Source organism: Microbulbifer maximicatervae (SeqCode) (genome assembly GCF_056231245.1).
On record NZ_CP174334.1, the window covers coordinates 4,230,644 to 4,255,481 of the forward strand.

Genomic DNA, 24,838 nt, shown 5'->3' on the forward strand with positions numbered 1-24,838 from the left:
GTTTAGTCATTCAGGAAACTATTCATGCCGGCATAAACTTTTGCGCACTCCCCTTTCACTAAATCTTCAAGAATCAAAAATGGATGAATCATATCGGAAAAATGAACATTTTCAGACCTAACACCCACCTCTTCCACTTTCCGGTAGTAAATATCCCCAGTATCCCGGTGCGGGCAAAACTCCACGGTAAAAACTAAGGTTTCAGGAAGAGCTGCCGTAAAATCCATAAAAAGAGGGGATGCTTTTTTTCTACACTGCCCCTCAGCAAAATATTGCCCCAAGTACCAAATTGATTTTCGTGCCTCTAAAAAATAGCCTACCGCATTCTCTTCATGGGACCGTAAATGCATGGTGTAATCGAGAACCGGATAAATTAAAACCTGCTTTTTAATCTTAACGCTGTAGTCAAATTGAGCCAGGTGAGACATTGTGGCGGCCAGAGCGCCACCTGCAGAGTCCCCAGCGACAGACAAACTCGGTTGATAATATAGGCCCAATCTATCCAGTGCCGCCCAAACCCCAATAACTGCAGCATAGCAATCTGTTACTGCGCTCGGATAGCGGTTCTCAGGGGCCAACCGGTACTCAGGCGCAACAACAATATGTCGAGTCTCCCGGGCAATCTTTCTGCAAATCGGGTCAAATGAATAAACGTTTCCAGCTACATGGCCACCGCCATGAAAATAGACAAGAACAGGTAGAACTTCATCGGGATAGGGGACAAAGACTCTTACAGGTACGTCATATGCAGAGGCATAGATAATGCCATCTCGTACCGAGGCAACATCTGGAATATCAGTGACATACTTATCTATAAACTTTGTGGTCGATTCCCGAACATTGATGGGGTTGAACTCAAAGCCCTTTGAGTAGAGCTCTTTCATAGAGCTGTTGAATTCTTCAAGAAACCCCGAAAGGCGGTCATTTACTTTACGCATTGTCGTTACAGCCAGGATAGAAGAGACTTCGCCGTACCCGTGAATATGAGCCCCTTCACCGGGTACGACGTCGATAGCTTGTATCCCCACCACAACAACAGCCCTAAATCGCCTGGCGAAAATGCCTGAAACGACATTTCATCTAGTGATAGCTAGGAGCCCAAACTACTCAAGAGGAGTAAAAGACCGGTGCGGATACATAGCTCCAGAATAGAACTGTAGCAACCATAACAATGACTGCCATGACGAGTGACACCGTAATAATTGCACTGGCAAAAAGGAAGCCACGCTCTTCAGAAACACCCATCACAATAGGAATTCCCAAATAAAGCAGATAGACGGCGTAAGCAACCGCCAGAGTTGCGAGCAGTATGTCCAGCCACAACACAGGGTAAATCCCTGCAATACCCACAATAAAAATAGGCGTGGCAGTGAAACCCGCTACAACAACGCCTTTAAGGGGGTGAGTTTCAGCTCCGTAAGTCTTGGCCATCCAATGGATAAAATAACCAATAGCAGTAACAGCCAAAACCATTGTGCAATAAAATACGGCGACCAATTCCAAAGCACTTTGTCCCGTAATTCTCACCGGGGCACCAGTGCCAATCGTCCAGCCAACTTGTGTCGTGCCAAAATACCAAGCAGCTGCAGGAAGTAATGCCAGAACGATGACATAAGGAACCTGTCTACGCAGATTACGTTCAGAGAGACTGCCAATAAGCTGCCACTGTCTACGTGGTTGCAGCATAAGGCCAAGCATATGGGTCAACATCTCGTTATCCTCGACTGTGCAAGGAACTATAAGCGAGACCTATTAGCTCAAATTGATCTTGGAACTGCTTGTCAAAATGAGGTGTACCGCAATCAGGCCACTCTCAAGCTCCAATTTATTTCTTATTTAACCCCTTCACTTTTAGGTGTTAAGGTCGCACAAGTCAACAAACTCAATTAAATTGGCGGGAATATTTACGCGAGCGTTTCGCTTGGAAACAAGTAAATAGAAAACACTGCTACAAAAAAACCCGCGAAGGATAAAGCAGGATTTACGGTGGGGAAAAGCTGGTTACTAGACCCAGGCAGCCTTGGAAACTGCCCGGGTACGAAGATTTAGTACTTAAACTACAGGCTCAACAGAGTGCATCCACCCGTAAGCATCCTCAGAACGCCCCTCCTGAATATCCAGCAGTGCTTGTCGCAAACGCTCTGCAACAGGACCTGGGGCATCGGCTAGTTCGTACTCCTTATCGCCATCACCGATTACGCTGATAGGACTGATTATTGCAGCAGTACCACAAGCAAAAGCTTCGCTACAGTCTCCAGAAGCTACCTGTTCTAACAGTTCATCAATGGGGATCGCCCGCTCAACAACCTTGTACCCCAATCCCTCCGCAAGCTGGATCAGAGAATATCGGGTGATGCCTTCGAGAATTGAGCCGTTCAACGCTGGGGTATATATAGCGCCATCAATGACCGCAAAAAAATTCATCCCTGACAGCTCATCGATACTCTGCCGATTAGAGGGGCTCAACCAAAGCGACTGATCATAACCTCGCTCTTTAAGGCGGCCGATACTAAGTAGAGAACTGGCATAATTTCCGCCAACTTTAGCATCCCCAGTTCCCCCTACTGCAGCTCGAGCATCTTCTCTCTCAACCCACAAACGCATATTGCCGGAATGGTAGGCTTCCGAGGGACTAGCTATTACATAAAATTCATAGGCATTACTGGCTGAAACCGTTAGGTCCGGCTGGGTTCCCATTAGGAAAGGACGCAGGTACAGGGACTCACCGCTGTTGCTCGGGAGCAGGCCAGCGCAGTAAGCAGTCACAACACGAACGCCATCCAGGAACAGGGACTCAGGAACCGGAGGCATACATAAGCGCTTCGCTGAATATGCCATTCGTGCAGCATTCATTTCGGGCCGGAACAGTGCAGCTCCCCCCTCGGAAGTTCGATAGGCCTTCATTCCTTCAAAGCATGACTGCGCGTAGTGAAGTACCTTAGCAGCAGGGTCGACGGTCAGAGGCGCATAGGGGATCAACTCTCCACTACTCCAGCAACCATCCTGCCAAATGGCGCGAAACATTACTGGGGCCATGGCGGTTCCAAAGCCCAGCTTCTCGGGTGCTTCATAGCCCCGAAGGCTTACCGCGATCTCTGGATCGATATAGATACTCACTGAGCTCTCCTCTGAATTCGAATCAGCTGATTATGGCGCTTGTTACGCTGCAATCCAAATAGATCAACCTCTGATACAGCAACAGCAGTAATCTAACCCCAAATTCAGCATACTTGTTAGGACGATGATCCACCTATTTAGCTTCCGCCATCCTGATGTGGCACCAGCGCCAACCAAGCCACTCGCTACACTTCGCTGCCAAGTCGCGATATCGGACGTAATCAACAAATTTTTGGCATCTACTTACAGTCCCTCACCCCTAATTTGCACTCCCAACTGCTAAACCAAAAGGGTGGTCACAGGCATGCTGGCGCAATGGGCATTAAGTGGCTGAAGTACCCGCCGCAGCTTCCTTCTTGGCACATAGTGCTAGCTATACTGACTAATACGCGGCCAGGCAGGCATTTATAAGCATCCAGTCGCGCCGTCACTGTGAGCTTGAGGATACCCCCTCAATGCGCTCAGGGTCGAGAGAACCACATTCAGGAGAGAACTTCCGCCGTATTCGCTGTTGCAGTGGGCGAGCGGAAATAAGACCCGAAAACTGACAGGTGCAGGTTCCAACCTCAGCTGTTTGGTATTCGGTGAAGCCAAATATGAAACGGAAGTGGTTCAATCGTGACACAGATAGATACCAGCAATTCCTTTGCTATCGGCTTGATGTTTACAGCCACAGCACTGCTGTGTAATGGCGCCCTGGCCGACGATGGCGCACCTGTGGCAGTCCAAACTAATGCACCTCCAAAAGCCTTTATTGAAGCCGCCTCGAAACCACTCAAGAAAACACCTCGACAGCTAAGGCCCTCCGAGGCTGTAGAAAATTACCGTGAACGTATAGAGGAGCTCGAAGCCCAATATGGTGCTTATGGCGCCGGTATTGATGAACAGCTTTTGGGGCTGGCCACCGCATTACAGAAAGCTGGCGATCATGAGCAGGCTGTCACTGAATTTCGTCGTGCAATGCTGATTAGCAGAGTCAATGAGGGGCTCTATTCACTAAGCCAAATCCCTATGATCAAGCGCTTGATCGAGAGTCAAATAGCGCTCAATCAGTGGGAAGAAGCTAACGACAACCAGCAGTACCTCTACTGGCTCTACCAGAAAAATTACGGCGAAAAAGACCCCCGTATGCTGCCAGTAATCAACAACTTGAGTCGTTGGCATTTACAGGCTTATGTGGAGGAAAAAGGGGACACGCTATTTGAGCATCTAATTAGTGCAACCAATCTTTACAGTTTGGCGGTAGATATTATTACAAAAAACTTTGGCTCCACCGACCTTCGCCTTATTGATGCCCTGCGCGGATTAAAAGCAACTAACTATTATCTGGCCACCTATAAGGGTGAACCCAACTCTCCAGTTTTTGTTAACGCCAGCTTTGGTGGTAGTGGCCCCGACTCACATCAGCGAACCAAATTAGATCACTACCGGATGAAGAGTTTTAACACCGGGAAAAAAGCCATTACCCGTATCGTTGATGTCTACCAAAGAAACCCCAAGTCCCCCCCGGCAGCCTCAGCCAAAGCCAAAGTTGAACTCGGCGACTGGTACATGATGTTTAACAAGTGGCACTCCGCACGCCAAACCTACGGCAAGGCCTACAAGGCACTTTGGGATAACGGTGCCTCTAACGATGAAATTGAGGACATATTTGGACGACCTGTGGCTTTACCCGCACTCCCCGTTTTGGAGTCGGACAGCAAAGCCCTAGCCAATTCCCGGATTACGGTCTCCTATGATGTCACGGCTTTTGGCAAGGCGAGGAATATAAAAATACTCAGGGCTTACCCTTCAGATAAAGTGAAGATCCGCTCAAAAGTTAGAAACATTCTAAAACGCGCTAAATTCAGACCAAGGTTTGAAGATGGAGAGGCGGTGGAAACCCGCGGAATTGTGCAACGCTTTATATTCGACTGAGAAACCTATCACCACTGACACCAGCTCGATGTGGAATCTACGCAAATAATCAAATAACAACTATTTTTAAAGTTCCACATTGAGCATTTGCTAGTACCGGAAAAACACTTCATGTGTCTCACGCGGTCACACCGGCAAACAGTCTAGGAGAGAAAGAGATGACACCTCGAGCAGCGGTAGAAAAAATTCACCGCCACAGCTGTTTGTCAAATGTACTGGTACCAATTGCTTTGGCGGCGATCTTAACCGGTGGGTGCAAGAGCCAACAAACTCAGTCACAGCCACCAGCAATGCCATCTCTACCATCCTCCAGTTCATCTTCCAGTTCTGCATCGCAATCACAATCGCAATCGCAATCTAGTAGCAGCAGTAGTTCGCAAAGATCTGGCCAATCAACGGCTTCGAGCAGTGGGCAGCCTAGTAGCAGCTCTTCCAGCCAGCCCAGTGCGAATATGCCTACAGCGAGATCAGAACAGAGCCAGTCCTCCAGTAGTGGAAGTCGCGGATCAGAGTCGAGGGATCAAAGTTCACCTGGGGATCAAATGCCGGACCCAAACGGTTCAAATGATCCATCGTCACCAATTTATACGGATCCCGAACAAACCAGCCAAAATGGAGAGAAACCTACTGATCCTTCGTCTGGTGAAGATGGAACGCCTCCCGAAGAAATTGATTTTTCTGAGGAGGAGCAATCATCTTCGTCTTCCAGCGCATCATCTAGTAGCTCAGCTTCTAGCAGCAGCTCATCCAGTAGTAACTCAGCGGCCAGCGGCGCGCCTGCCAGCAGTTCAGCTTCTGGGCAACCCGGCGGTGGTTCGCCACGTTCCGGCAGTGCCCCCAATGAAGCTCCCACTTCATCGGCAGATCGCGTTGCAGAACTTGAGGGCCAGTTTGAATCCACTATGGTCAGCTATGACGGCATGATTTTGCGGGAGCGTGACTTTGTAAGAAACAGACCGGGGTCAGCCTCCGATGAAAATAAAGAAGAGGCGATGGATGAGGCACCACCAGCAGGGGAATCCCTAGAAGACTTAATTCAATCTGCAGAAGCCGAAATTCCACCTCCCCCCAATGCAGGCCCAACATCAGGTAACGGCCCCAAAAATAATAACTCCAGTGGACAAATAACCGGTCCCGGACTGCCCGCCTCTGGACGTAAAGGTGATTTTAATCACGGTGGTTCACAGGCAGTTGTGCCTGCCGATATACCCAGTGGTACAGATGATGACGTCGTAGCTCGACAGATTCGTGAAGCTGCCACACGCGAGACTGACCCCGAATTGCGCGAAAAGCTTTGGGAAGAGTATCGCAAGTATAAAAGTGCAACGCAGTAGTCTTGGAGAACGCCGATATGTCGACCAACCAAAAAACCCGACCGGTTAAGTATCAGTTCATAACAAGAGTCGCAGCATTTTTACTAACTCTTGTTGTTATCAATGGTTGTACCACTACCGAAGTCAGAACTACCGCATTTACTCCGCTAACAATCGAAGATAACAATGTTCCCGAAGAGAGACTGCTGGATGTCGGCGTTATTCAATTCAATCCAGGTCTCGATACAGCACAAGCAGATGAAGATGAGCTTGTTTTTCCCGAGCTTCGTCAAGCTGAATCCCGCTATATGGCTGTCACCCTTGCCGATTCATTGCAGTCCAGCCTGGGGTGGGGAGCTGTAAGGGTTATTCCATCGAGCCGCACCAATATTGATGTGACCGTATCCGGGCGTATTTTGCAATCTGATGGAGAAAAGCTGACGGTGGAAATCACCGTATCCGATTCCCGGGGGCAGTTGTGGTTTACCAAGCAGTATTCAGAGAACGCATCCCACTATGCCTACGACCGAAAGCACCCTACTGAAGGAGATGCTTTTCAGGGAATCTATAACCGTATTGCTAACGATATGCTGAATTACCGACAAAAGCTTTCAAATCAGCAAATCGTAGAGCTGCGCACAATTTCTGAGATGCGGTTTGCACGGGATTTTTCTCCCCAGGCATTCAATCGCTATTTAACTCAAAGTGCTGAGGGTGTCTATTTTTTAAGTGCTTTACCCGCAGAGAATGACCCCATGTTGCAGAGGGTAAGAAAAATACGGGAAAGGGATTATCTGTTTGTCGACACTCTGCAGGAGTACTACGGCACCTTCGCCAAAAGTATGGAAGTTCCCTATCAGGAGTGGCGAGCCCGCAGCTATGAAGAAGTAAGGGAGATGCGAGAGTTAAAGCGCAAAGCCCGCAATCACACAATTATGGGAGCAGCAGCCATTATTGGAGGTATCGCAGCTGCTGGCGCTGGTACTGGAAGCGCCCAGGCAGCTGGGCAGGTTGGAATCGGTGCCGGGGGCTATCTTGTTAAAAGTGCATTTGACCGAAAATCCGATGCCAAGATGCATTTGGAAGCTCTGCAGGAATTAGGAGACTCCATCGAGGCAGAGGTAGAACCGCAAATTGTTGAGCTGGAAGATCGCACTATTACCCTCACAGGTACTGTAGAAAATCAGTATCGGCAATGGCGGGAAATTCTAAAGGAAATCTATGAAGCCGAAACTGGCGCAGTCAGTAACAGCATTTAAATCACGTTAGAGGTACCCAAAAGCACGCTAATCATTGTGATTAGTTATTACTGAATACCCAACATCTTCACTGGGTCACTGAATAACACGGCGGAATCACTATGCAGCACCGCGATAACTCCAAGGAAGATACAGTTCATATAGAGCCCGCAGAATTCACATTCGGCGGAGAGGAAAGCTCTAAATCCCCTAAGTCAACGACTGCCAACGCTATTCATCAACGGGAGCAAAGGTCCTACTGGCCCGCCGTTCTTGGGGTGATAATGGTAAGCGCACTGGTCGGTGTATTTTGGGGGCTTCCTCAAGTTGTAAAACCACCAAAGCGTTCAGCCGATACAATTGTCTCCGTACAGCCTGGAAACAGCGCACCTGTGGAGAGCAACCAAAAATCTCCTTATAGCGATGCAGAAATAATGCAGCAGCGCAGGGAGGTTCAAAAGGTTCTCCAGGAAATTCTTGAAATCAAAGAAGAGCTCAAAGATCGAAAGGTAGAAGTATGGGCTTTTGAAGAATTCTATTCTGCTGAAGACTTGGCTCTAAAAGCTGATGAAATTTATCGCAAACGAAATTTTATGGCAGCGCTCGAAAAATACCGGGAATCACTCCAGGCATTAGAGTACCTGAAAGATAGTATTCCCGAGCGTATTGAAACGCATATTAGTGAAGGTAATCGAGCTCTGAGTCAGGGAGATAAGGATTCCGCCAGCGATGCTTTCAAGATGGTATTAACCATATCCAATAACCATCCCAGAGGCCTTAAGGGTATTGAGCGAGCCGACAAACTCCCCCTCGCTTGGTGGCACTTAACTCAAGGAACAAAGGCATTTAAACAGGCCAAATTGGATTTGGCCCAGGAACAGCTCAAGAAATCTCTCGCGATCGACTCAGAAACAGCCGATGCTCAGGATCTATTAGCAAAGGTTGAGGGTGCAATTACAGAAAGGGATTATCAAAGCGCGATGTCATCTGGCTACGGTGCAATTGCCGAAGAAAAATTTGAATCGGCAAAATCCTATTTTCATCGAGCAAAGAACTTAAAGCCAACAGCAAAAGCCCCCGATATCGGCTTAGCACAAGCACAAAATGAAGCTGACAGAGTGCAGATAGAAAAACTCCTCCAACAAGCCCGCATGGAAGAAACCAAGGAAGAATGGCACAGAGCCCTAAAAAGTTATACAGATCTGGTCAAGAAGGACTCTAGCCTGGTGGACGCAATAACAGGCAAGGCTAGAGCTGCTGCCAGAGCAAAACTGGATGACCAGTTAAAAGACTTAATTCAAGATCCATTAACCCTTGGCGAAGGTAAAAGGAACTATTTTGCCCGACAAGTACTAACAGACGCTCGCAAACTCAATACTAAAACCCCAAGGCTGCAAAGACAAATTGAAGACCTTGAAAATGCCCTAACACAAGCCCTGATCCCCTTACCGGTTAAATTCAAGTCAGATCGAACCACCAGTGTCACCATTTACCATGTAGGGAAATTAGGTAATTTTGACCAACGGGAAATCGCGCTGAAACCTGGGCGCTATATCGCCATTGGTACCAGAGAAGGTTACCGAGACGTTCGCCAAGAGTTTGTTGTAAAACCAGGTAAGCCCACAACGGAAGTTGTTATCCAATGTGCCGAAAGAATAAACGGTGCCAATAATAGTTAAATGAGAGAACCCAGACAGCAGCATAAACTCTAAAAATAAGATTTTCCGTAATGAGCTGCGATGACAACAGACACCTCGTTGAGCTGAGCGAAACGAGGTGTTCTGTGACAAACACCCTATAAATCCCCATGCAGATTACGCCAGCAAGCTAAGCTTTCTGCAGATAGAAAATTGTGTACCCACCTTTGGTCAGGCTGACTGAGCATAAAGCTATGCGTGCCAAACCAATGCCATTGCGAAAAATCTATAAGTACCAGCAATAGGGAAACATAAATGACAGTGAAGGAAGCAGTACCTGTCCAGGATGAGAAGCCGCCAGTTCAGGAACAAAGCCTGATTGAGCCAGTTGGATTCACCCCTGTACAAATAAAATCTACCCGCGCGCGACTCTTTCTTTCTAAGCGAGCATTGATTGTCGCAGGTTGCCTTTTACTCGCTACTTTTGCACTCAGCTATCTGATTATGGCGCGGTCATTAATCTTTGATACCAACCCGGTTGATGCCCGCATCAAAGTCAGTGGGTTCGCCATCCCTCTGGGCGATGGACATTTGGTTTTACCTGGTAATTATCAATTCACGATCAGTGCTGACGGCTATTTGCCCCAGAGTGGCGAAGTCGAAGTAAAACGTGACGGGCACAGTCGCCACTCCGTTTCCCTGGAAAAACTTCCAGGCCACCTACAGGTTAAAACAACGCCCCCTGTACCAGTAAAAATCCTTATTAATGGACGGGAAGTACCCAATAAAAATGGTCTTGTGGAGGCAATCAACGCAGGTCCTATGCGTGTGACTGTCCTATCAGACCGGTACTTGCCGTTCACCCGTGAAATCAATGTTGAGGGGCTAGACAATACCCACACACTGGAGACCGCGCTTCGACCGGCCTGGGCCAATATCACCGTCAGCAGCAACCCTCCCGGGGCCACGGTCACGGTTGAAGGAAAAGTTCTCGGCAGAACACCACTGACCACTGAATTAGTTCAGGGCGACAGAACCGTATCCATTTCACTGCCGGAACATAAAACTGTCGATATTCCTGTCGCTGTTACAGCCGGTGTCGATCAAACGCTTGCAACCGTCAGCCTGGGACCCGCTGATGGACTTTTACGCGTTGTTACCACCCCAGAGGGAGCGGGAGTGACAGTCAACGGAGAGTTTCGCGGTCATACCCCACTGGAACTGGAATTGGCCTCCGGCCACAGACATAGACTTCGCTTCTTCAAGGATGGCTACGCCTCTATTGAGCACACAGTTGACCTCGGTGCTGGAACACAGCGGGACCTGAATATAAACCTAAATGCTGTGTACGGCAGGGTTCACGTCAGTAGCGTCCCTCCAGATGCGGAAGTTTACATTGATGGTCAATACGCCGGGAACAGTGGACAAACTTTTAACCTACCAGCTCGCAGCCATAACATTGTCGTACGCAAACAGGGCTACCAGGAATTTGACACTCGTGTCATTCCCAGCACCAAACTGGAGCAAACTGTCAGGGCGGTACTGCTTACATCCGAACAAGCGCGCTGGAGAGAAACCCCCTCAACTTTGCGTCACGCAGCTGGCGGCACCATGAAACTCATGCGCCCCAACGCCGTATTTACCATGGGATCATCCCGGCGAGAACAGGGGCGGCGGGCAAACGAGGTTATGCGTCAGGTATCTCTAAATCGGCCTTTCTATATTGGCACCACTGAAGTTACCAACCGGGAATATCGGCGTTTCAAGCGCCTGCATACCTCAAGCCATGTCAATGGTGTCAGTCTCGACAATGACAATCTGCCAGTTGTAAATGTCAGTTGGGTAGAGGCAGTACTATTTTGCAACTGGCTCAGTGAAAAAGACGGTCTCACACCGGTCTATTTGACGGAAGCCGGGCGTGTTGTCGGCTTTGATGGCGCAGCCAACGGTTATCGTTTACCGACTGAAGCCGAATGGGCCTGGGTCGCACGATACGATCAGGGCACCATGAAAAAATTCCCTTGGGGAAATGAGCTACCAATAAAGAGCAATTCCGGAAACTACGCAGATACTACTGCCACAAAACTAGTTCCTGCAGTCCTTCGCACCTACAGTGATCGTTACGCAGCTACCTCACCGGTAGGTAGCTACAGTCCTAATGCTTTTGGTATTTATGACTTAGGTGGAAATGTCTCTGAATGGATTCACGATCTATACACGATAGGGACCGGGTTATCCCGACGTATCGAAGAAAACCCTGTCGGTCCAGAGGATGGGGACTTCCATGTAATCCGCGGTTCCAGTTGGCGTCATTCGGGGTTGACTGAGTTACGCCTCTCCTACCGTGATTACGGAGAATCCGCTCGTAATGATATTGGCTTTCGCCTTGCCCGCTGGGTGAATTAGGAGACTAGTGTGAAATTTTTATTACTAACTTTACTGCTTCTATTTATCAACTTCGCGTACGCAGAAGATGAAAACAAGCCGGAGGAGAACCAACAAACAGCGGCAGTAATCCCCAAAAAAGAAGCACCAATAACTAGGAATAAAAGTAATTCAGATGACTATAAAGCCTCGGAAGAAATCTCCGAAGACTTATCAGTTTCCTTTCCCGTAGATATATAGAAATAGCTTCTAGCGAGTATCGCCATGAAATTTAAATCATCAGATTTTGTCTTCCAGGTCTTTGCTCTTCTGGGGTCTATTATTTTGGTCCATGCGATTTATGTCGCCATTATTCGCCCTAATGCAGATACGCTAATTGAGGAGCAACTGGCGAGGGAGGCCGCTGGGGAAACCTACGTTCAACAACGCTCTATCTACATTGTGATGCGCGACTATGAGCAAGAGGCCTGCTTTGTTCTGATGTTGTGGGCAATGGCCATTATGGGACTAAAGGCACAGAGAAGCATTCGCGAGCGAAAATTACTGGACAAAGCTCTACTTAATATCAGCGAGGGAACTCCTATTCTTCCCGAGGATACCCGTGATTTATCCCGCCCGATACAAGCCCTTCCTGAAGAGGAACGACGATATTTAGTTCCCAGGGCACTACTCACCGCCCTGCAGCGATTCGGTTCTACCAAGAATGTCGCCGCCGTTTCCAACTCTGTAAAAGAGGTTTGCGAAACTGAGGGAGACAGACTCGATTCTGAACTGGCAATGGTTCGCTATATTACCTGGGCTATTCCATCTATCGGCTTTATTGGCACGGTACGAGGTATCGGCGAAGCATTATCACAGGCGCATAGAGCCGTAGAGGGGGATATAGCTGGCGTGACGGTAAGTCTGGGGGTCGCGTTTAACTCTACCTTTATCGCCCTGGTAATTAGTATCGTCATTATGTTTTTCACTCACCAGCTACAACTCATGCAGGAGCGCCTGGTGTTGGATACACAAAGTTACTGTGACAACCGCTTACTGCGTTTCCTGAAAATCAGCTAGCGGTTTTACCTGAATAAGTCGTAGCGAGGAATAAACCCATGGGACAAGGCGTCCTGGAAATAAATGACTGCGGATTACGTGTATTTTCAAATACTAACGAAGTACTGGAAAGTCCTGGAATTGCAGTTATTGAACACAATAAAATTCATATTGGTACCTCAGCTCAAATGCGTGCCAGGAGCCATCCGACTCAGGTTAACAACCAGTTTTGGAGAAGACTGAGCCTCGAGTCGCTAAAGTCAGAAAATCAACGCTGCCGCCACCATGCCGACTTGGTCTACTGCCACCTTCAGGAAATAGCGGAGCACTGTGACCTTCCCGATGAAATTGTTCTCGCTGTTCCCGGCAATTTTACCCACGAACAACTGGCCTTACTTCTGGGAGTTATTAAAGTCAGCGATATCAATATCGTAGGCATTGTTGATGCTGCAACCGCGTGCCTGGGTAATTTGGCTCCTGCTGGAATCCAGCTGCATATCGACCTACAACTCCACCAGACACTGGTAACAAAGATTGCTGTGGATAAGCAAGCCACGGTGAAAACGGTAGAAACTGTTGCCGACGCAGGACTACACAACTTCCAGGAATCCTGGGCTCGTGTATTTACCGATGCATTTATTATGCAGTGCCGATTTGACCCTCTCCATTCAGCTGAATCAGAACAGCAACTCTATGATTTGATGCCCCAGTGGACTGATCGAGCGATGCGTCACGGAGAAGTTCTAGCTGAACTTGATGATCGAACAGCAAAGATCAGCCTGCGGCAGCTTCAAGATGCAACAACCCCTCTCCTATCCCGTATACGAGCAATGATTGAAAACCTGGAGGAAAGTCAAAGTGTGAGTTTTATCTCCCATCGCTGGGCTGATATTCCAGGGGGAATTCAGCTTGCCCAACGTGTACATCTTCTCTCAAGAGACTCCATTGCACATGCCATCAATCATCGCTGGAAAGAATTGCGCAGTGATAGCAGTACATTGAAACTGATCAACTCTGTCACTGCCCTCCCCCCCAACGAGGTCAAGGTGCATGTAGAGAAATCCTCAGAAACCGTAGCGACACATTTACTTTTTGGCCACAAGGCACTGGCCGCCCAGGAACCTCTATTCGTTTTCTGGCATGACGAGAAATTTCAAGTCACCCCAACACCACCGGAGCACCCTGCCGCAACAGTCACAAATCATGCCGGCAGACTTGCTTTGCGGGTGGATGCTGGAATTCAGCTCACACTCAATGGAAAAGAGATTGAGTCACCCGTTAATCTCAACGCCGGCGATACAATTGGAGTTGCAGATTATCAAGATGTGATAACTGCGATTAGCGTGGAGCGATATGGGGCGTAAAAAGCGTCGTTTTTCCACATTTAGCCTGTCCTTCCTCGATATCATGTCCTGTGGTTTTGGGGCAGTAGCGTTAATTTTTCTTATTATCAAACACGGCTCCGATCACCAAGTTGAAGTAGAGACTGAAGATCTCACTGCCGAGGTGAACCTTCTGGAAGAGGAGGTGGAATTTGGACAGGAACACTTAGTTCAAGCCAGAAATACTCTGGATGTCGTTAGTGATGAACTGGTTGAGGCTCAAGGGCTTGCCAGGCGCATTTTGGAGAAAATAGAGGAAACCAAAGGCAATATCGCTGAAATCGACAGTATCGATGAAGAAGAGGATATCAAGAGGCTACAAGATAAACTCAAAAAACTGGAGCAGGCGAAAAAGAACCTTGAGGAAGAAAATAAAAAGCTGGGAAATAACGTTCGTAAATTTGTCGGTGATGGGGACCGTCAATACCTCACCGGCCTGCGCCTAGGCGGTAATCGCATCCTGATACTATTGGATTCATCTGCGTCCATGCTCGGCGACGAGCTTATTAAAATAATACGCGCCCGTAACATGTCTTCACCGGTCAAACGCAAAACTGAAAAATGGCGCAGGGCCGTCAGCACAGTCTCCTGGCTAACTGCTCAGTTTCCCAGGGATAGCCAATACCAGATCTATACTTTTAATACCTCTTTTCGTGCCGCAATAGCCGGTACAGAAGATCGCTGGCTCAATGTAGATGACCGCGACCAGTTGGACCAGGCTATCAAAGGGCTAGATGAAGTAGTGCCAGAAAATGGTACCAGTCTAGAGAGAGTATTTAACGCTATTAACGCTATGACGCCACTGCCCGACAACATTATTCTCATTACCGATGGGTTACCGACCCAAGGGATGAGTGCGCCCAGAAAACCCACTATTTCTGGTAGAGACAGGCGCAGTCTATTCAAGCGCGCGGTCAAAGTGCTCCCCAAGAATATCCCCATCAATGTCATTCTTGCCCCTATGGAGGGGGACCCATTTGCGGCTAGTGAATTTTGGAAGCTGGCGATGCAAAGCAAAGGCTCTTTCCTTGCACCTTCGAGGGACTGGCCATGATAGGAGCACAGAAAAAGCGTCGCCAGGAGGAGTTCAGCATTTCCTTCCTGGATGTTATCTGCTGCGGATTTGGCGCAATTGTTTTGCTGCTGATGATCGCCAAGACTGCAGAACCGATTGTATTAGAGGAAGCTGAAGTAGACCTCGAAGGGCAGGTATTGGAACTACAGCAACAGCTGGCAGAAATCCGTGGTGAGACCACAGTTATCAACCGGGATCTAAATTCAAAGCGAGAACAAATCGATATCGAGCGCAAGAGAATTGCCAACCTGCGCGGTGAGTTGGAAGCGCTCCAAGCGGAATTTGCCAGTAAAACCGAGGGGCAAAGTGAGGATGGCAAACTCAAAGGTGAGCTGACCATTGCACTACAATCCATCACTGATGAAATGCGTCGCCTACTGGGCGAGAACTACCAGCGTAAAAACAATGTTATTGGCGGAATCCCTGTCGACAGCGAATACATACTCTTCATTATCGACACCTCCGGCAGTATGTTTAATTACGGCTGGGACCGAATGATGGCGGAGATGGTCAATACTCTAGACCTTTATCCCAATGTTAAAGGTATCCAGGTCATGAATGATATGGGGGACTATATGTTCTTCAATTATCGAAACAAGTGGATACCAGATACCCCTGGGCGCCGCCAAGCGATACTAAAGCGGTTGAAGTCCTGGAATCCTTTTAGTAACTCCAGCCCTGTTGAAGGTATCCAGAAAGCTGTCCGCAGCTTTTATGATCCCAGTAAGAAAATCAGTATTTATGTGCTTGGCGATGAATTCACCGGAAAATCAATCCGCAGGGTTATGTTAGCTGTCGAACGGGTAAATGCTAAGCACGGTGAGGGAAAACGAAATATCAGAATCCATGCAGTAGGATTCCCTGTACAGTTCTCTCGCCCTCCACACCTACAAACCACAGGACTGCGCTTTGCGGCCCTTATGCGCGAACTCACCTATCGAAATGGCGGCACTTTCGTGGGGTTGAATGACTTTCGCTAGTTAAATGATTCAAGGAGGAACATATGAGGTATAGGTCGACTTCCTTTGGACACCTAAAGGTACTTATTCTTGTAAGTTTCTTCCTGGGTGCTTGCAGTCATACAGTACAGGTGGATGGCAATTACCCATCCCCAATAGGCGATCAATTGCCAATAACCGTAGGCTTCTACCTCAGTGAGGACTTTAAAAGTTTCACTTATAAAGAAGACAGTGAAGATCGTGAAGAATGGAATATAAGCACAGGCAGAGCACAAAAAAATCTGTTTGAAACAGTATTGGGTTCCATGTTTACCGATACCGTATCTCTATCCAGTTATCCACAAGAAGTCCCCGCCAATGTCGAACTGGTGATAGTTCCAGAAGTGCGAGAGCTGCAGTTCACAATGCCCAGAGAGACAAGGGTCAATATTTTTGAGGTATGGATTAAATATAACATGACCGCATTTGACCCCAGTGGCGGACAGGTTGCCAACTGGGTAATAACCGCATACGGAAAAACCCCTACCGCATTTTTACAGTCCCAGGAACAGGCATTAACTCAGGCGATAAATATCGCCCTGCGCGATGCCGGAGCAAATCTTTATACCGGGTTTGGGAAAGTCCCTGAACTACAGGCCTTTCTCTCTGGGAAGCGCCGATCGCTATCACTGAGAGAAATCAAGGTGAAAGCCAAAAAGGCTGAATAAGAGGAGTAAATCGTGTTCAAGCCACTTCTAGTTGCAGCGATAATCTTTATTAGCGGTTGTACCACTGTCGTAATTGATGAGTATCGACGCTCCGATGGTGAGCTTGCCGAAGGAGATTCCGTCGTCATCTTGGGCCGCCGTCATTCCAGTGAATATGAAACAGAGCCTGATTTAATTGCCTGTGTTGGTAGAGAACTACACAACCCTGAGTTAGGTGTAAACATTATTCCAGAGCAAGACTTTGTCGATCTTATGTACCCCTGGTTTGAACCCAGGACAGCACCTATGCATGTTCGCTCCCTAGATCACCTGATGGAAAATGAAAGTGTGCGTGAGCGAATGGAAACCTATGGAGTGAAGTACATCGTCTGGATTGATGGTTCAACAGAGACCACAGCCAGTGCCGGCTCTATCAGCTGTACCATCAGTACCGGCGGTGCAGGGTGCTTTGGCTTTGGGACCTGGGATAAGGAATCTGACTACGAAGCGGCAGTATGGGATTTCAGGGACCGCGAATTATCTGGGAAACTTAGTGCAGATGCCAAAGGAACCTCCTATATGCCCGCGATCGTGGTTCCAATACCACTAATCGCCAGGGTCCAGAATAATGCCTGTAAAGGAATGGCGCTGCAGCTCCAACAATTCTTGATGCCAGCAGTAACACCCAGTTCATAAAAATTAAGACGCTACGGGAGGCCAGGGGTAATGAAATTTATCGAGCGTGTTTTTGCCAGCGCTATCCTAATACTCAGTGCAGGCTGTGCATTTAACCCTGCCACCAATAAGCCTGACCTTGTTCTAATGTCAGAGGACAAGGAGATCTCCATTGGTAAAGAGATGCATGAGAAGCTAATAGAGAGCACTCCGATCTATAAAGACCCAGTCCTAACCGCTTATGTTAATCATGTCGGGCAAAAAGTTGCCGCCGCCAGCGACAGACCGGATATCAAGTACCAATTTACGATCATCGACAGCCAGGATATCAACGCATTTGCCCTTCCCGGTGGGTATATCTACATCAACCGAGGCCTTCTAACTTACCTGCACTCTGAAGCTGAAATGGCGGCTGTACTAGCTCACGAGATTGGCCATATCACCGCCCGCCATGCGGTAAGGCAAAAAACAGCTGCGACCGGAGCCAGCGTTGTATCAGTATTGTCAGTTTTGGTTACCGGTAGTGGTGTAGTCGGAGATGTTGCAAATTTATATAGCACCGCTGCTGTGAAGGGCTACGGCCGTGAGATGGAACTGGAAGCGGATCGCTTCGGCGCCCAGTATATGTTCAACGCTGGTTATGATCCCCAGGCCATGATCAATGTTATTGGGCTATTAAAGGATCAGGAGACATTTGCCCGGCGCCGTGCCCGTATTGAGGGCAAGAAACCGCAAACTTACCATGGTGTTTTTGCATCTCACCCGAGAAATGACCTTCGCCTACAGGAAGTTGTAAACGCTGCGGGCCAGCTTCCCGAAGATAACAAAGAAACCAAAGTAGAATACTATCGGGAAAAAACAGATGGCCTTGTATATGGACAAAACACACAGCAGTCCACTAAAAATCGCTACAATCACAAGCGGCTGGGTTTCTCCCTTCTATTTCCCGATGGCTGGTTGGTAGAAAATCAACGTTCAGCCATTGTCGGCTCTGCACCTGATAAAAGTGCACAAATTACCATTACAGTGACCCAACGTGATGGCAACCAGCCCGCTGATATGGCTCTGCGTTCAGAGTTCGATCTACGACAACTGGAAAAAGGGGAGAAACTCAATCAATATCGACTTGAAGGCCATACCGGAAAAATTCCACCGCTTGAAAAAGAGGATGCAGATCCAGACAGAATTGCGGTAATTTTTTATGGTAGCAGACAATTTGTACTGCAGGGGAAAGTCACAAATGATGAAGACTCAGATCCAGAAGCTATTGATAAATATGACAATTTATTCCTGACCAGCATTAGAAGCTTCAGGCCGCTACGACAAACTGACATTGTAGAAGAGAAGGACATCAAACGCTTGCGCTACGTCCAGGCCAATGAAAAAACTACTTTTGCCTCCCTGGCAAAACATATGGAAATCGGCGAATATGCAGAGGAGCAATTACGCCTCTTAAATGGTTATTATCCCCGAGGAGAACCCAAGCCCGGAGAATGGATAAAGATCGTTCAATAATTTTATAAGAAGCAGCCCCTAATCCTTTTTCTATCACCCCCCAAAATTTTGGAGGGTTAGTGTCTATCTGAAAATAAAAGATAATAATAAGGAGTAAGTGATGAATGGCATGATGATGCAATCCCAGCTCATCCTCACCGGTATTATGAAGCATGCTCTAAGCAACTCACCGGATAGTGAGATTGTTTCAGTTACCTTGGATAACCCCGATTTTCGTTATAGCTATCAACAAGCTTTTGAGCGAGTCTCGCAATTGGCAAATGCACTACAAAAGCTTGGAGCCAATGATGGAGATCGAATTGGTACTCTTGCCTGGAACGATCACCGGCATTTTGAACTCTACTACGCAACTTCTTGCAGCGGGCTCGTTTGCCATACCATTAACCCCCGGCTTTTCCCTGAGCAAATATCTTACATTATTGAGCATGCCACAGATCGATGGCTGTTTATTGATCCACTATTTATGCCCCTAATCGAATCTCTGGCAGAATATCTAGATTCGATTGAAGGCATCATTGTGCTAACTGATAAAGCACATATGCCCGCCACAAGCCTGAGCAATGTTTACTGCTATGAAACATTGATTGCAGCAGAGCCCACTGAGTTTCAATGGCCTGAATTAGAGGAAGAGAGTGCAGCAGCACTCTGTTATACATCAGGCACAACAGGCAATCCCAAAGGGGTGCTTTATTCCCATCGCTCTCTGATGCTGCATACCTACGGCGTATTGATGCCAGATGTCTTTGCGATTAGAAGGGACGAAGCCATATTGCCTGTTGTTCCCATGTTTCACGTCAACGCCTGGTCAATACCCTATGCGGCACCGGCTGTTGGAGCAAAACTCGTGTTACCTGGCCCCCAAATGGGGTGTGGAGAAACGCTCAGTCAATTAATTCAAAAGGAAGCCGTTACTATCGCTGCCGGCGTTCCAACCGTTTGGCTCGCCCTGCTCAAGTACCTGCGGGAAAGTGAAGAGACCCTACCCAGCTTGAATCGAGTAGTCGTGGGTGGATCGGCTTGCCCCTGGAGTATTATGGAGGAATTCGAGCAAAAGCATGGGGTATACACCCATCACGCCTGGGGCATGACTGAAATGAGCCCACTGGGAACCTACAATGCCCGCATACCTGAGAACCTCTCTAAAGACGAAGCACAGGCCCTCAGGCTCAAGCAGGGCCGAGCGGGCTTTGGGGTCGAGATGCGTATTGTAGACCCCGAGGGAAATACCTTGGCACAAGACGGGCTGGCTTTTGGAGCCCTTCAAGTGCGTGGTCCCTGGGTCTGTGAGCGCTACTACCAATCCAAAGAGTCAGCACTTACCGAAGACGGCTGGTTTGATACTGGTGACGTTGCCACGATCGATGCTGACGGCTACCTGACAATCACTGATCGCACTAAGGATGTTATCAAGTCCGGCGGCGAGTGGATTTCCTCTATTGAGCTGGAGAATTTTGCTATGACACAGGCGGGAGTAGCCGAAGCCGCTGTTATTGGGGTTGCCCATGAAAAGTGGGCTGAGCGGCCTCTCCTGATCATTGTTCCCGCTGAAGGCAAAACACTAAAAACTGAGGAGATTCTGGCATCCTTTAAAGGGCATTTTGCCAACTGGTGGATTCCCGATGACTGTGTCATTGCCAAGGAAATCCCCCATACGGCTACAGGCAAAGTCAGCAAAAAAGACCTTCGGGAAATCTATGCCGACTATCTATGGTCTCACGAAGCCACTGTGTGAAGGGGATTAAGACGCTTTTGGCAGGCATCATCGCGGCATAGCAAAGCGTTGCACTGTAATAACGCAATTTTACCTGCCTCAAGTCTTGATTAAATTTTGACGGCGCTGAAATAGCGCCGTTTTAGAATGCTTAACTTCCTGTTAATACCTAAACCAGCGGTTCCTCTGTAGGCGACAATCTTTGCTTGCTGACTATTAACCCTTATCGATTCATGGTTTCCGGGCTGACTGGATATCGGTTTATCTTCTATTGACTTACCTAGGCGCACTAGCCAACCAGAATTGTCTAGAATTATCTTGAGTAGAAGTATCTGACTGTGGATATCCTGGAATATCTCAGTCCATGTGAGAGGGAATAGGGAATTTACACTTCCTTGCGTTGGATGGCACTGGCTTACAATCTAGCCATTATCATACTCCTCACAGCAACGGCATTTACTCATTAACGAGGAAGTCACAATGAAGAAATTATTCAGTTTGGTAATCGCTGCAATAATTACCATTTCTGCAAATACCCTAGCTTGGGCAGATAATGACCATGCCGCACAACTTGCGGAGCGCTTAGAGGCAACTAAAGCCAAGCTTAACCTCTCTGATGAGCAGGTAGAAAAAGTAAAGCCAATCCTGGAATCAGCCAATGAACAACGCCGCCAAGTGCTTGCAAAATACGGCGTTAACATAGAAAGTCCCTCTGGCGCTATCCAAAAGATGAGCTTTCGTGAGAAGCGCCAGTTAGGCAAAGAAATGGCCGCTATCAGAAAATCTACGCTCAGTGAAATGTCCACCGTACTGACGGATCAACAATTAGCAGAGTTCAAAAATCTTCAAGAAGAAAATCGAGCAGCCTTCAAAGCCAACCTTCAAGAGAGAAGAAATTAGAGTCTCCAGGGTTCATAATGCCTATCAGATAGACGAAGCCGCGCTGAATAGCTCTGCGAAAGCCTCGTCCCGGCAGGGCTCTCGTATTCAGTTATATCCCTGTCACATTTCTCTGCTAGAAAGTGCCCCACAATTCATCACGGGCCTTTATCAGATGTTAAAAAACATTCTATCAGTAGTGTTGATTGGCTTTTCTATAGCCGCAACACTAACCTGCGCGGATAACTTTGATCAGAGAAATAAACAAACTATTGTGGTAGCTCATAGAGGTGCCTCAGCCTACCTACCTGAACACACCCTCGAATCCAAAGCGCTGGCTTACGGTATGCGTCCAGACTATATCGAGCAAGATTTGGTACTCAGCAAAGATGATCACTTGATCGTAATGCACGATATTTATCTAGATAGTGTAACTAATGTCGCCAACGTTTTTCCCCAGCGCGCTCGCGATGATGGTCACTTTTACACTATCGATTTTACCCTGAGCGAACTTAAACAGCTTCAGGTATCAGAGCCCTTCATAGATAGTGAGGATGGACTTCAAGCAAAATACCCCGAGAGATTTCCAATATGGAAATCTAGCTTTAAGCTATCCACCTTTGAGGAAGAACTGGAATTAATTCAGGGGCTTAACCGATCTCTGGGCTACGATATTGGCATTTACCCGGAGATTAAAAAACCCTACTTCCATCACTGGGAAGGAAAAGATATTGCCTCTATAGCTTTGCAATCACTCAAGAAATACGGCTATACCGATCGCGATCACAAAGTTTTCTTCCAGTGCTTTGATGCAGAAGAGCTTCAGCGAGTTAAATTTGAGCTGATGCCCTCCATGGGGATGGATCTATCATTAGTTCAATTGATCGCCGCCACCGACTGGGGGGAAAAATTGGTCGAAGTGAATGGAGAAATTGAAAAGTACAATTATGACTGGATGCTGCAACAGGGGGGCTTGCGCAAAATCGCCACCTACGCAGATGGGATTGGCCCCTGGTATCCTATGTTAATGGAAGTGACAAATGGCCAACCAAGAGCTAACAGTGTTGTCCGCCGGGCACACCGCAGACAACTAGAGGTTCACCCCTACACTTTCCGCGCCGATACAGGCAAGATTCCCGAAGAATTTGAAAGCTTCGAGGACTTCCTGCATTTCGCTGTATATCAGCTGCGCATTGACGGTCTCTTTACCGACCACCCCGACAGAGCCGTTAACTATCTTTCCCGGGGACATAGGGATCGTTAAAAAATGAAATCAGAAAAAAGGCCGCATAGTGCGGCCTTTTTTTACTTAATCAAACTTGGAGAAGTCCGCTGGTCTCTTCTCCATGAAGGCCATAGCAGCCTCTTTAAACTCATCAGAGGCGAGGCGTTCCTTAAAGTAACGGCCTTCGTCTTGAATAAACTCTAACCCTTTCTCTTGAGTTGCTCTGCGCAAAAGCTGCTTAGTTAAACGCAGGGCGGCCGGAGCTTTCCTCGCTAACTCAGCTGCGGCTTCACGTGCTCGAACTATGGCGTGTTCTGGCGCCACTGCGGCATTACAGATACCAATCTCAACGGCTTCCTGAGCACTAAAACGCTTGCTCAACAGTAATAGTTCAGAAGCTTTGGCATGGCCGGCGATCCTGGGCAATAAGTAGCTGGAGCCATACTCTGGACACAGCCCCAGGTCCACAAACGGCATCTGGAACATGGCGTCGTCTCCAGCAAAAGACAGGTCGCAATGCAACAGCATGGTCGTACCAATACCTACTGCGGGGCCATTAACGGCTGCAACTACCGGCTTGGGGAAGTGGTAGAGAGCACTCATAAACTGGAAAACCGGAGACTCCTCCCCTTCGGCAGAGCCGCCCAGGAAATCTGTCAGGTCGTTACCACTGGTGAATATACCCTCAGCACCGGTAATAATCGCGACGCGAACATCCGGGTTTGTAGCTGCGCTATTCAATAACCCTGCCATCGCGGTATACATGGCCATAGTCAGGGCATTTTTGCGCCCGGGTCGATTAATCGTAATCTCGAGGATGCGGTCCTTAAGCTGAGCCTGAATTTCAGCGCATTCGCTTTGCATATTGTTCTCCGGGGTAAGAAGTAGATTGGGCTACTCTCAGTAGCCTAATTATGGAACCCCAACGGAAGCCACTTTTAATCCGCTGTAGGCCATCTATTTAGGAGATTCATATTAACCGCTACTCCCAGAGGTTCGAGTTCCTAATCAACCACTTTCGTTGACGGGATTAACCCGGTCACCAGTGACCGGGCCCTCTAGATAACCATCAACAGTAATCAAACTTTATTGGCTGAATCCCGGCGCAGAGGTTGGCACATGCAATGAACGCCACCGCCCCCCGGAGTAATCATTGAAATATCCGGGTCGATAACTTCCAGGCCATGTGCGCGACACTTCTCCGCCAGTCCGGTATTGGCCTTAGGTAGCATCACTCGATCGTTCCCCAGGGCAACGACATTCACTCCAAGTTCCAATACTTGCGGGAAGGGAATATCGATAATCTCTATATTTCGGCTTTTAAACCACTGCACCAGCTCCGGCTCAACAGCATCAACACAAATTGCTGCCAGCTTTTCCGCAAGCATGGCTACCATCACATCAATATGCAGGAAGAACGGATCGAACTGGTAGCCTTTAACTTCCCAGCCCTCTTTTTCCACCCAACTTTTCATCTGCTCAAATCCCTGCGGGCTGGTGCGTTCGCCGGAGTAGCCACACAGAATGACGCCGGGCTCTAACACCATAAAATCACCGCCCTCCAGAGAGCCTGCGGTGATAATGTCGTAAATAGGGATATCCAGCTCTGCATATTTCTTCACTATGGGCGCCCACTCACCACGGCGCCAAGGGCTGAACATCTGAGTCACGATAGGCCCCCAAGGGGTCATTACCGAGGAATCGCGACCGTAAATTTGGTAGGGCAATGTGTTATCCGCTGGAATAAGGTGCGTATTCACTCCTGCGTGGCGGTAAGCATCGAGCATCTCTCCATGCTGTGTCATCGCCACCTTGTGATCAAACTTCATACCGAGGCGCTCGGCACGTCGCGCACTCGCATTACCAGTGCGCCAGCTGAAGTTATCCACAGGCCCAATTAGAACATCTCTCAGTACACCGTATTCTGAATCCATCCCCCACTCACTCAGGGGTGCCGTACCGCCGTTATCCTGACGGTGCTTCAAAGTAAAATTACTCATTCGCCTAAATTCCAACTTGTTATCAACTATGCCAAAACAAAGACAGTGCAACGCCGAGAGTTGACAGAAGCACTTGTTTTACTGCT

Annotated in this window: 21 protein-coding genes; 16 read left to right on the forward strand and 5 right to left on the reverse strand. The window is 48.1% G+C overall.

All coding sequences use genetic code 11. The annotated features are described in order from the left end of the window. Positions 1-2 precede the first annotated feature (2 nt). The 3 genes from ACJJIS_RS18530 to ACJJIS_RS18540 all read right to left on the reverse strand — a co-directional run bounded on the left by ACJJIS_RS18530 (position 3) and on the right by ACJJIS_RS18540 (position 3,117). On the reverse strand, positions 3-1,031 hold the full coding sequence (locus ACJJIS_RS18530; protein WP_475708782.1) for an alpha/beta hydrolase: 1,029 nt from the start codon (positions 1,029-1,031) through the stop codon (positions 3-5). A 76-nt stretch (positions 1,032-1,107) separates the two neighbouring features. Then, positions 1,108-1,710, reverse strand: a complete 603-nt coding sequence (locus ACJJIS_RS18535; RefSeq protein WP_413664379.1) for a Yip1 family protein — start codon at positions 1,708-1,710, stop codon at positions 1,108-1,110. 342 nt (positions 1,711-2,052) lie between these two features. Continuing rightward, positions 2,053-3,117 (reverse strand): branched-chain amino acid aminotransferase, encoded by a 1,065-nt coding sequence (locus ACJJIS_RS18540; RefSeq protein ID WP_444895206.1) that lies wholly within the window; start codon positions 3,115-3,117, stop codon positions 2,053-2,055. Positions 3,118-3,735: 618 nt separating this feature from the next. On the opposite strand from ACJJIS_RS18540, the gene ACJJIS_RS18545 reads away from it, so the two are divergent. The 16 genes from ACJJIS_RS18545 (at position 3,736) to glpQ (ending at position 22,791) form a co-directional block, all read left to right on the forward strand. Next, entirely contained in the window at positions 3,736-5,034 is a 1,299-nt protein-coding gene (locus ACJJIS_RS18545) for a hypothetical protein (RefSeq protein WP_475708783.1), read from the forward strand. A gap of 542 nt (positions 5,035-5,576) precedes the next feature. Then, the gene (locus ACJJIS_RS18550; protein ID WP_475708784.1) at positions 5,577-6,368 is read left to right on the forward strand and encodes a hypothetical protein; all 792 of its coding nucleotides are present in this window, start codon (positions 5,577-5,579) and stop codon (positions 6,366-6,368) included. Between the two features lie 17 nt (positions 6,369-6,385). Continuing rightward, positions 6,386-7,606: a hypothetical protein gene (locus tag ACJJIS_RS18555; protein WP_413664375.1), complete on the forward strand. Its 1,221-nt coding sequence runs from the start codon at positions 6,386-6,388 to the stop codon at positions 7,604-7,606. A 101-nt stretch (positions 7,607-7,707) separates the two neighbouring features. Further along, a complete protein-coding gene (locus tag ACJJIS_RS18560; protein ID WP_475708785.1) occupies positions 7,708-9,264 on the forward strand; it encodes an ABC transporter permease in 1,557 nt (518 codons plus the stop codon). Between the two features lie 273 nt (positions 9,265-9,537). Then, positions 9,538-11,628, forward strand: coding sequence for a PEGA domain-containing protein (locus ACJJIS_RS18565; RefSeq protein WP_475708786.1), 2,091 nt, complete (start codon positions 9,538-9,540; stop codon positions 11,626-11,628). Between the two features lie 9 nt (positions 11,629-11,637). After that, positions 11,638-11,847, forward strand: coding sequence for a hypothetical protein (locus ACJJIS_RS18570; RefSeq protein WP_413664372.1), 210 nt, complete (start codon positions 11,638-11,640; stop codon positions 11,845-11,847). Positions 11,848-11,871: 24 nt separating this feature from the next. After that, on the forward strand, positions 11,872-12,666 hold the full coding sequence (locus ACJJIS_RS18575) for a MotA/TolQ/ExbB proton channel family protein (protein ID WP_475708787.1): 795 nt from the start codon (positions 11,872-11,874) through the stop codon (positions 12,664-12,666). 38 nt (positions 12,667-12,704) lie between these two features. Continuing rightward, the gene (locus ACJJIS_RS18580) at positions 12,705-14,009 is read left to right on the forward strand and encodes a hypothetical protein (RefSeq protein ID WP_413664371.1); all 1,305 of its coding nucleotides are present in this window, start codon (positions 12,705-12,707) and stop codon (positions 14,007-14,009) included. Further along, entirely contained in the window at positions 13,999-15,081 is a 1,083-nt protein-coding gene (locus ACJJIS_RS18585) for a VWA domain-containing protein (RefSeq protein WP_444914769.1), read from the forward strand. The genes ACJJIS_RS18580 and ACJJIS_RS18585 overlap by 11 nt, the downstream gene beginning before the upstream one ends. After that, the gene (locus ACJJIS_RS18590) at positions 15,078-16,082 is read left to right on the forward strand and encodes a VWA domain-containing protein (protein WP_413664370.1); all 1,005 of its coding nucleotides are present in this window, start codon (positions 15,078-15,080) and stop codon (positions 16,080-16,082) included. Before ACJJIS_RS18585 ends, ACJJIS_RS18590 begins: the two co-directional genes overlap by 4 nt. 23 nt (positions 16,083-16,105) lie before the next feature. After that, complete coding sequence (locus tag ACJJIS_RS18595) at positions 16,106-16,768, forward strand: hypothetical protein (RefSeq protein ID WP_444906425.1); 663 nt, start codon at positions 16,106-16,108, stop codon at positions 16,766-16,768. A 12-nt stretch (positions 16,769-16,780) separates the two neighbouring features. Then, positions 16,781-17,443 (forward strand): hypothetical protein, encoded by a 663-nt coding sequence (locus ACJJIS_RS18600; RefSeq protein ID WP_475708788.1) that lies wholly within the window; start codon positions 16,781-16,783, stop codon positions 17,441-17,443. A gap of 30 nt (positions 17,444-17,473) precedes the next feature. Next, entirely contained in the window at positions 17,474-18,937 is a 1,464-nt protein-coding gene (locus ACJJIS_RS18605) for a M48 family metalloprotease (protein ID WP_413664368.1), read from the forward strand. 100 nt (positions 18,938-19,037) lie between these two features. Continuing rightward, positions 19,038-20,669: a long-chain fatty acid--CoA ligase gene (locus tag ACJJIS_RS18610; protein WP_444906427.1), complete on the forward strand. Its 1,632-nt coding sequence runs from the start codon at positions 19,038-19,040 to the stop codon at positions 20,667-20,669. Positions 20,670-21,128: 459 nt separating this feature from the next. After that, entirely contained in the window at positions 21,129-21,548 is a 420-nt protein-coding gene (locus ACJJIS_RS18615) for a hypothetical protein (RefSeq protein ID WP_444895212.1), read from the forward strand. A gap of 154 nt (positions 21,549-21,702) precedes the next feature. Continuing rightward, entirely contained in the window at positions 21,703-22,791 is a 1,089-nt protein-coding gene (gene glpQ, locus ACJJIS_RS18620; protein ID WP_475708789.1) for a glycerophosphodiester phosphodiesterase, read from the forward strand. Between the two features lie 45 nt (positions 22,792-22,836). On the opposite strand, the gene ACJJIS_RS18625 is transcribed toward glpQ, so the two are convergent. Together ACJJIS_RS18625 and ACJJIS_RS18630 are read right to left on the reverse strand one after the other, a co-directional pair. After that, on the reverse strand, positions 22,837-23,616 hold the full coding sequence (locus tag ACJJIS_RS18625; protein ID WP_444895214.1) for an enoyl-CoA hydratase: 780 nt from the start codon (positions 23,614-23,616) through the stop codon (positions 22,837-22,839). Between the two features lie 215 nt (positions 23,617-23,831). Beyond that, on the reverse strand, positions 23,832-24,752 hold the full coding sequence (locus tag ACJJIS_RS18630; protein WP_475708790.1) for a dimethylarginine dimethylaminohydrolase family protein: 921 nt from the start codon (positions 24,750-24,752) through the stop codon (positions 23,832-23,834). Positions 24,753-24,838: the final 86 nt, after the last annotated feature.

What these genes read in the sequence shown, in the direction of transcription:
- ACJJIS_RS18535 (WP_413664379.1), bottom strand. Translation starts at nt 1,710, where the DNA reads ATGTTGACCCATATGCTTGGCCTTATGCTGCAACCACGTAGACAGTGG.
- ACJJIS_RS18550 (WP_475708784.1), top strand. Translation starts at nt 5,577, where the DNA reads ATGCCGGACCCAAACGGTTCAAATGATCCATCGTCACCAATTTATACG.
- ACJJIS_RS18555 (WP_413664375.1), top strand. Translation starts at nt 6,386, where the DNA reads ATGTCGACCAACCAAAAAACCCGACCGGTTAAGTATCAGTTCATAACA.
- ACJJIS_RS18560 (WP_475708785.1), top strand. Translation starts at nt 7,708, where the DNA reads ATGCAGCACCGCGATAACTCCAAGGAAGATACAGTTCATATAGAGCCC.
- ACJJIS_RS18565 (WP_475708786.1), top strand. Translation starts at nt 9,538, where the DNA reads ATGACAGTGAAGGAAGCAGTACCTGTCCAGGATGAGAAGCCGCCAGTT.
- ACJJIS_RS18575 (WP_475708787.1), top strand. Translation starts at nt 11,872, where the DNA reads ATGAAATTTAAATCATCAGATTTTGTCTTCCAGGTCTTTGCTCTTCTG.
- ACJJIS_RS18580 (WP_413664371.1), top strand. Translation starts at nt 12,705, where the DNA reads ATGGGACAAGGCGTCCTGGAAATAAATGACTGCGGATTACGTGTATTT.
- ACJJIS_RS18585 (WP_444914769.1), top strand. Translation starts at nt 13,999, where the DNA reads ATGGGGCGTAAAAAGCGTCGTTTTTCCACATTTAGCCTGTCCTTCCTC.
- ACJJIS_RS18590 (WP_413664370.1), top strand. Translation starts at nt 15,078, where the DNA reads ATGATAGGAGCACAGAAAAAGCGTCGCCAGGAGGAGTTCAGCATTTCC.
- ACJJIS_RS18595 (WP_444906425.1), top strand. Translation starts at nt 16,106, where the DNA reads ATGAGGTATAGGTCGACTTCCTTTGGACACCTAAAGGTACTTATTCTT.
- ACJJIS_RS18605 (WP_413664368.1), top strand. Translation starts at nt 17,474, where the DNA reads ATGAAATTTATCGAGCGTGTTTTTGCCAGCGCTATCCTAATACTCAGT.
- ACJJIS_RS18610 (WP_444906427.1), top strand. Translation starts at nt 19,038, where the DNA reads ATGAATGGCATGATGATGCAATCCCAGCTCATCCTCACCGGTATTATG.
- ACJJIS_RS18615 (WP_444895212.1), top strand. Translation starts at nt 21,129, where the DNA reads ATGAAGAAATTATTCAGTTTGGTAATCGCTGCAATAATTACCATTTCT.
- glpQ (WP_475708789.1), top strand. Translation starts at nt 21,703, where the DNA reads ATGTTAAAAAACATTCTATCAGTAGTGTTGATTGGCTTTTCTATAGCC.
- ACJJIS_RS18625 (WP_444895214.1), bottom strand. Translation starts at nt 23,616, where the DNA reads ATGCAAAGCGAATGCGCTGAAATTCAGGCTCAGCTTAAGGACCGCATC.
- ACJJIS_RS18630 (WP_475708790.1), bottom strand. Translation starts at nt 24,752, where the DNA reads ATGAGTAATTTTACTTTGAAGCACCGTCAGGATAACGGCGGTACGGCA.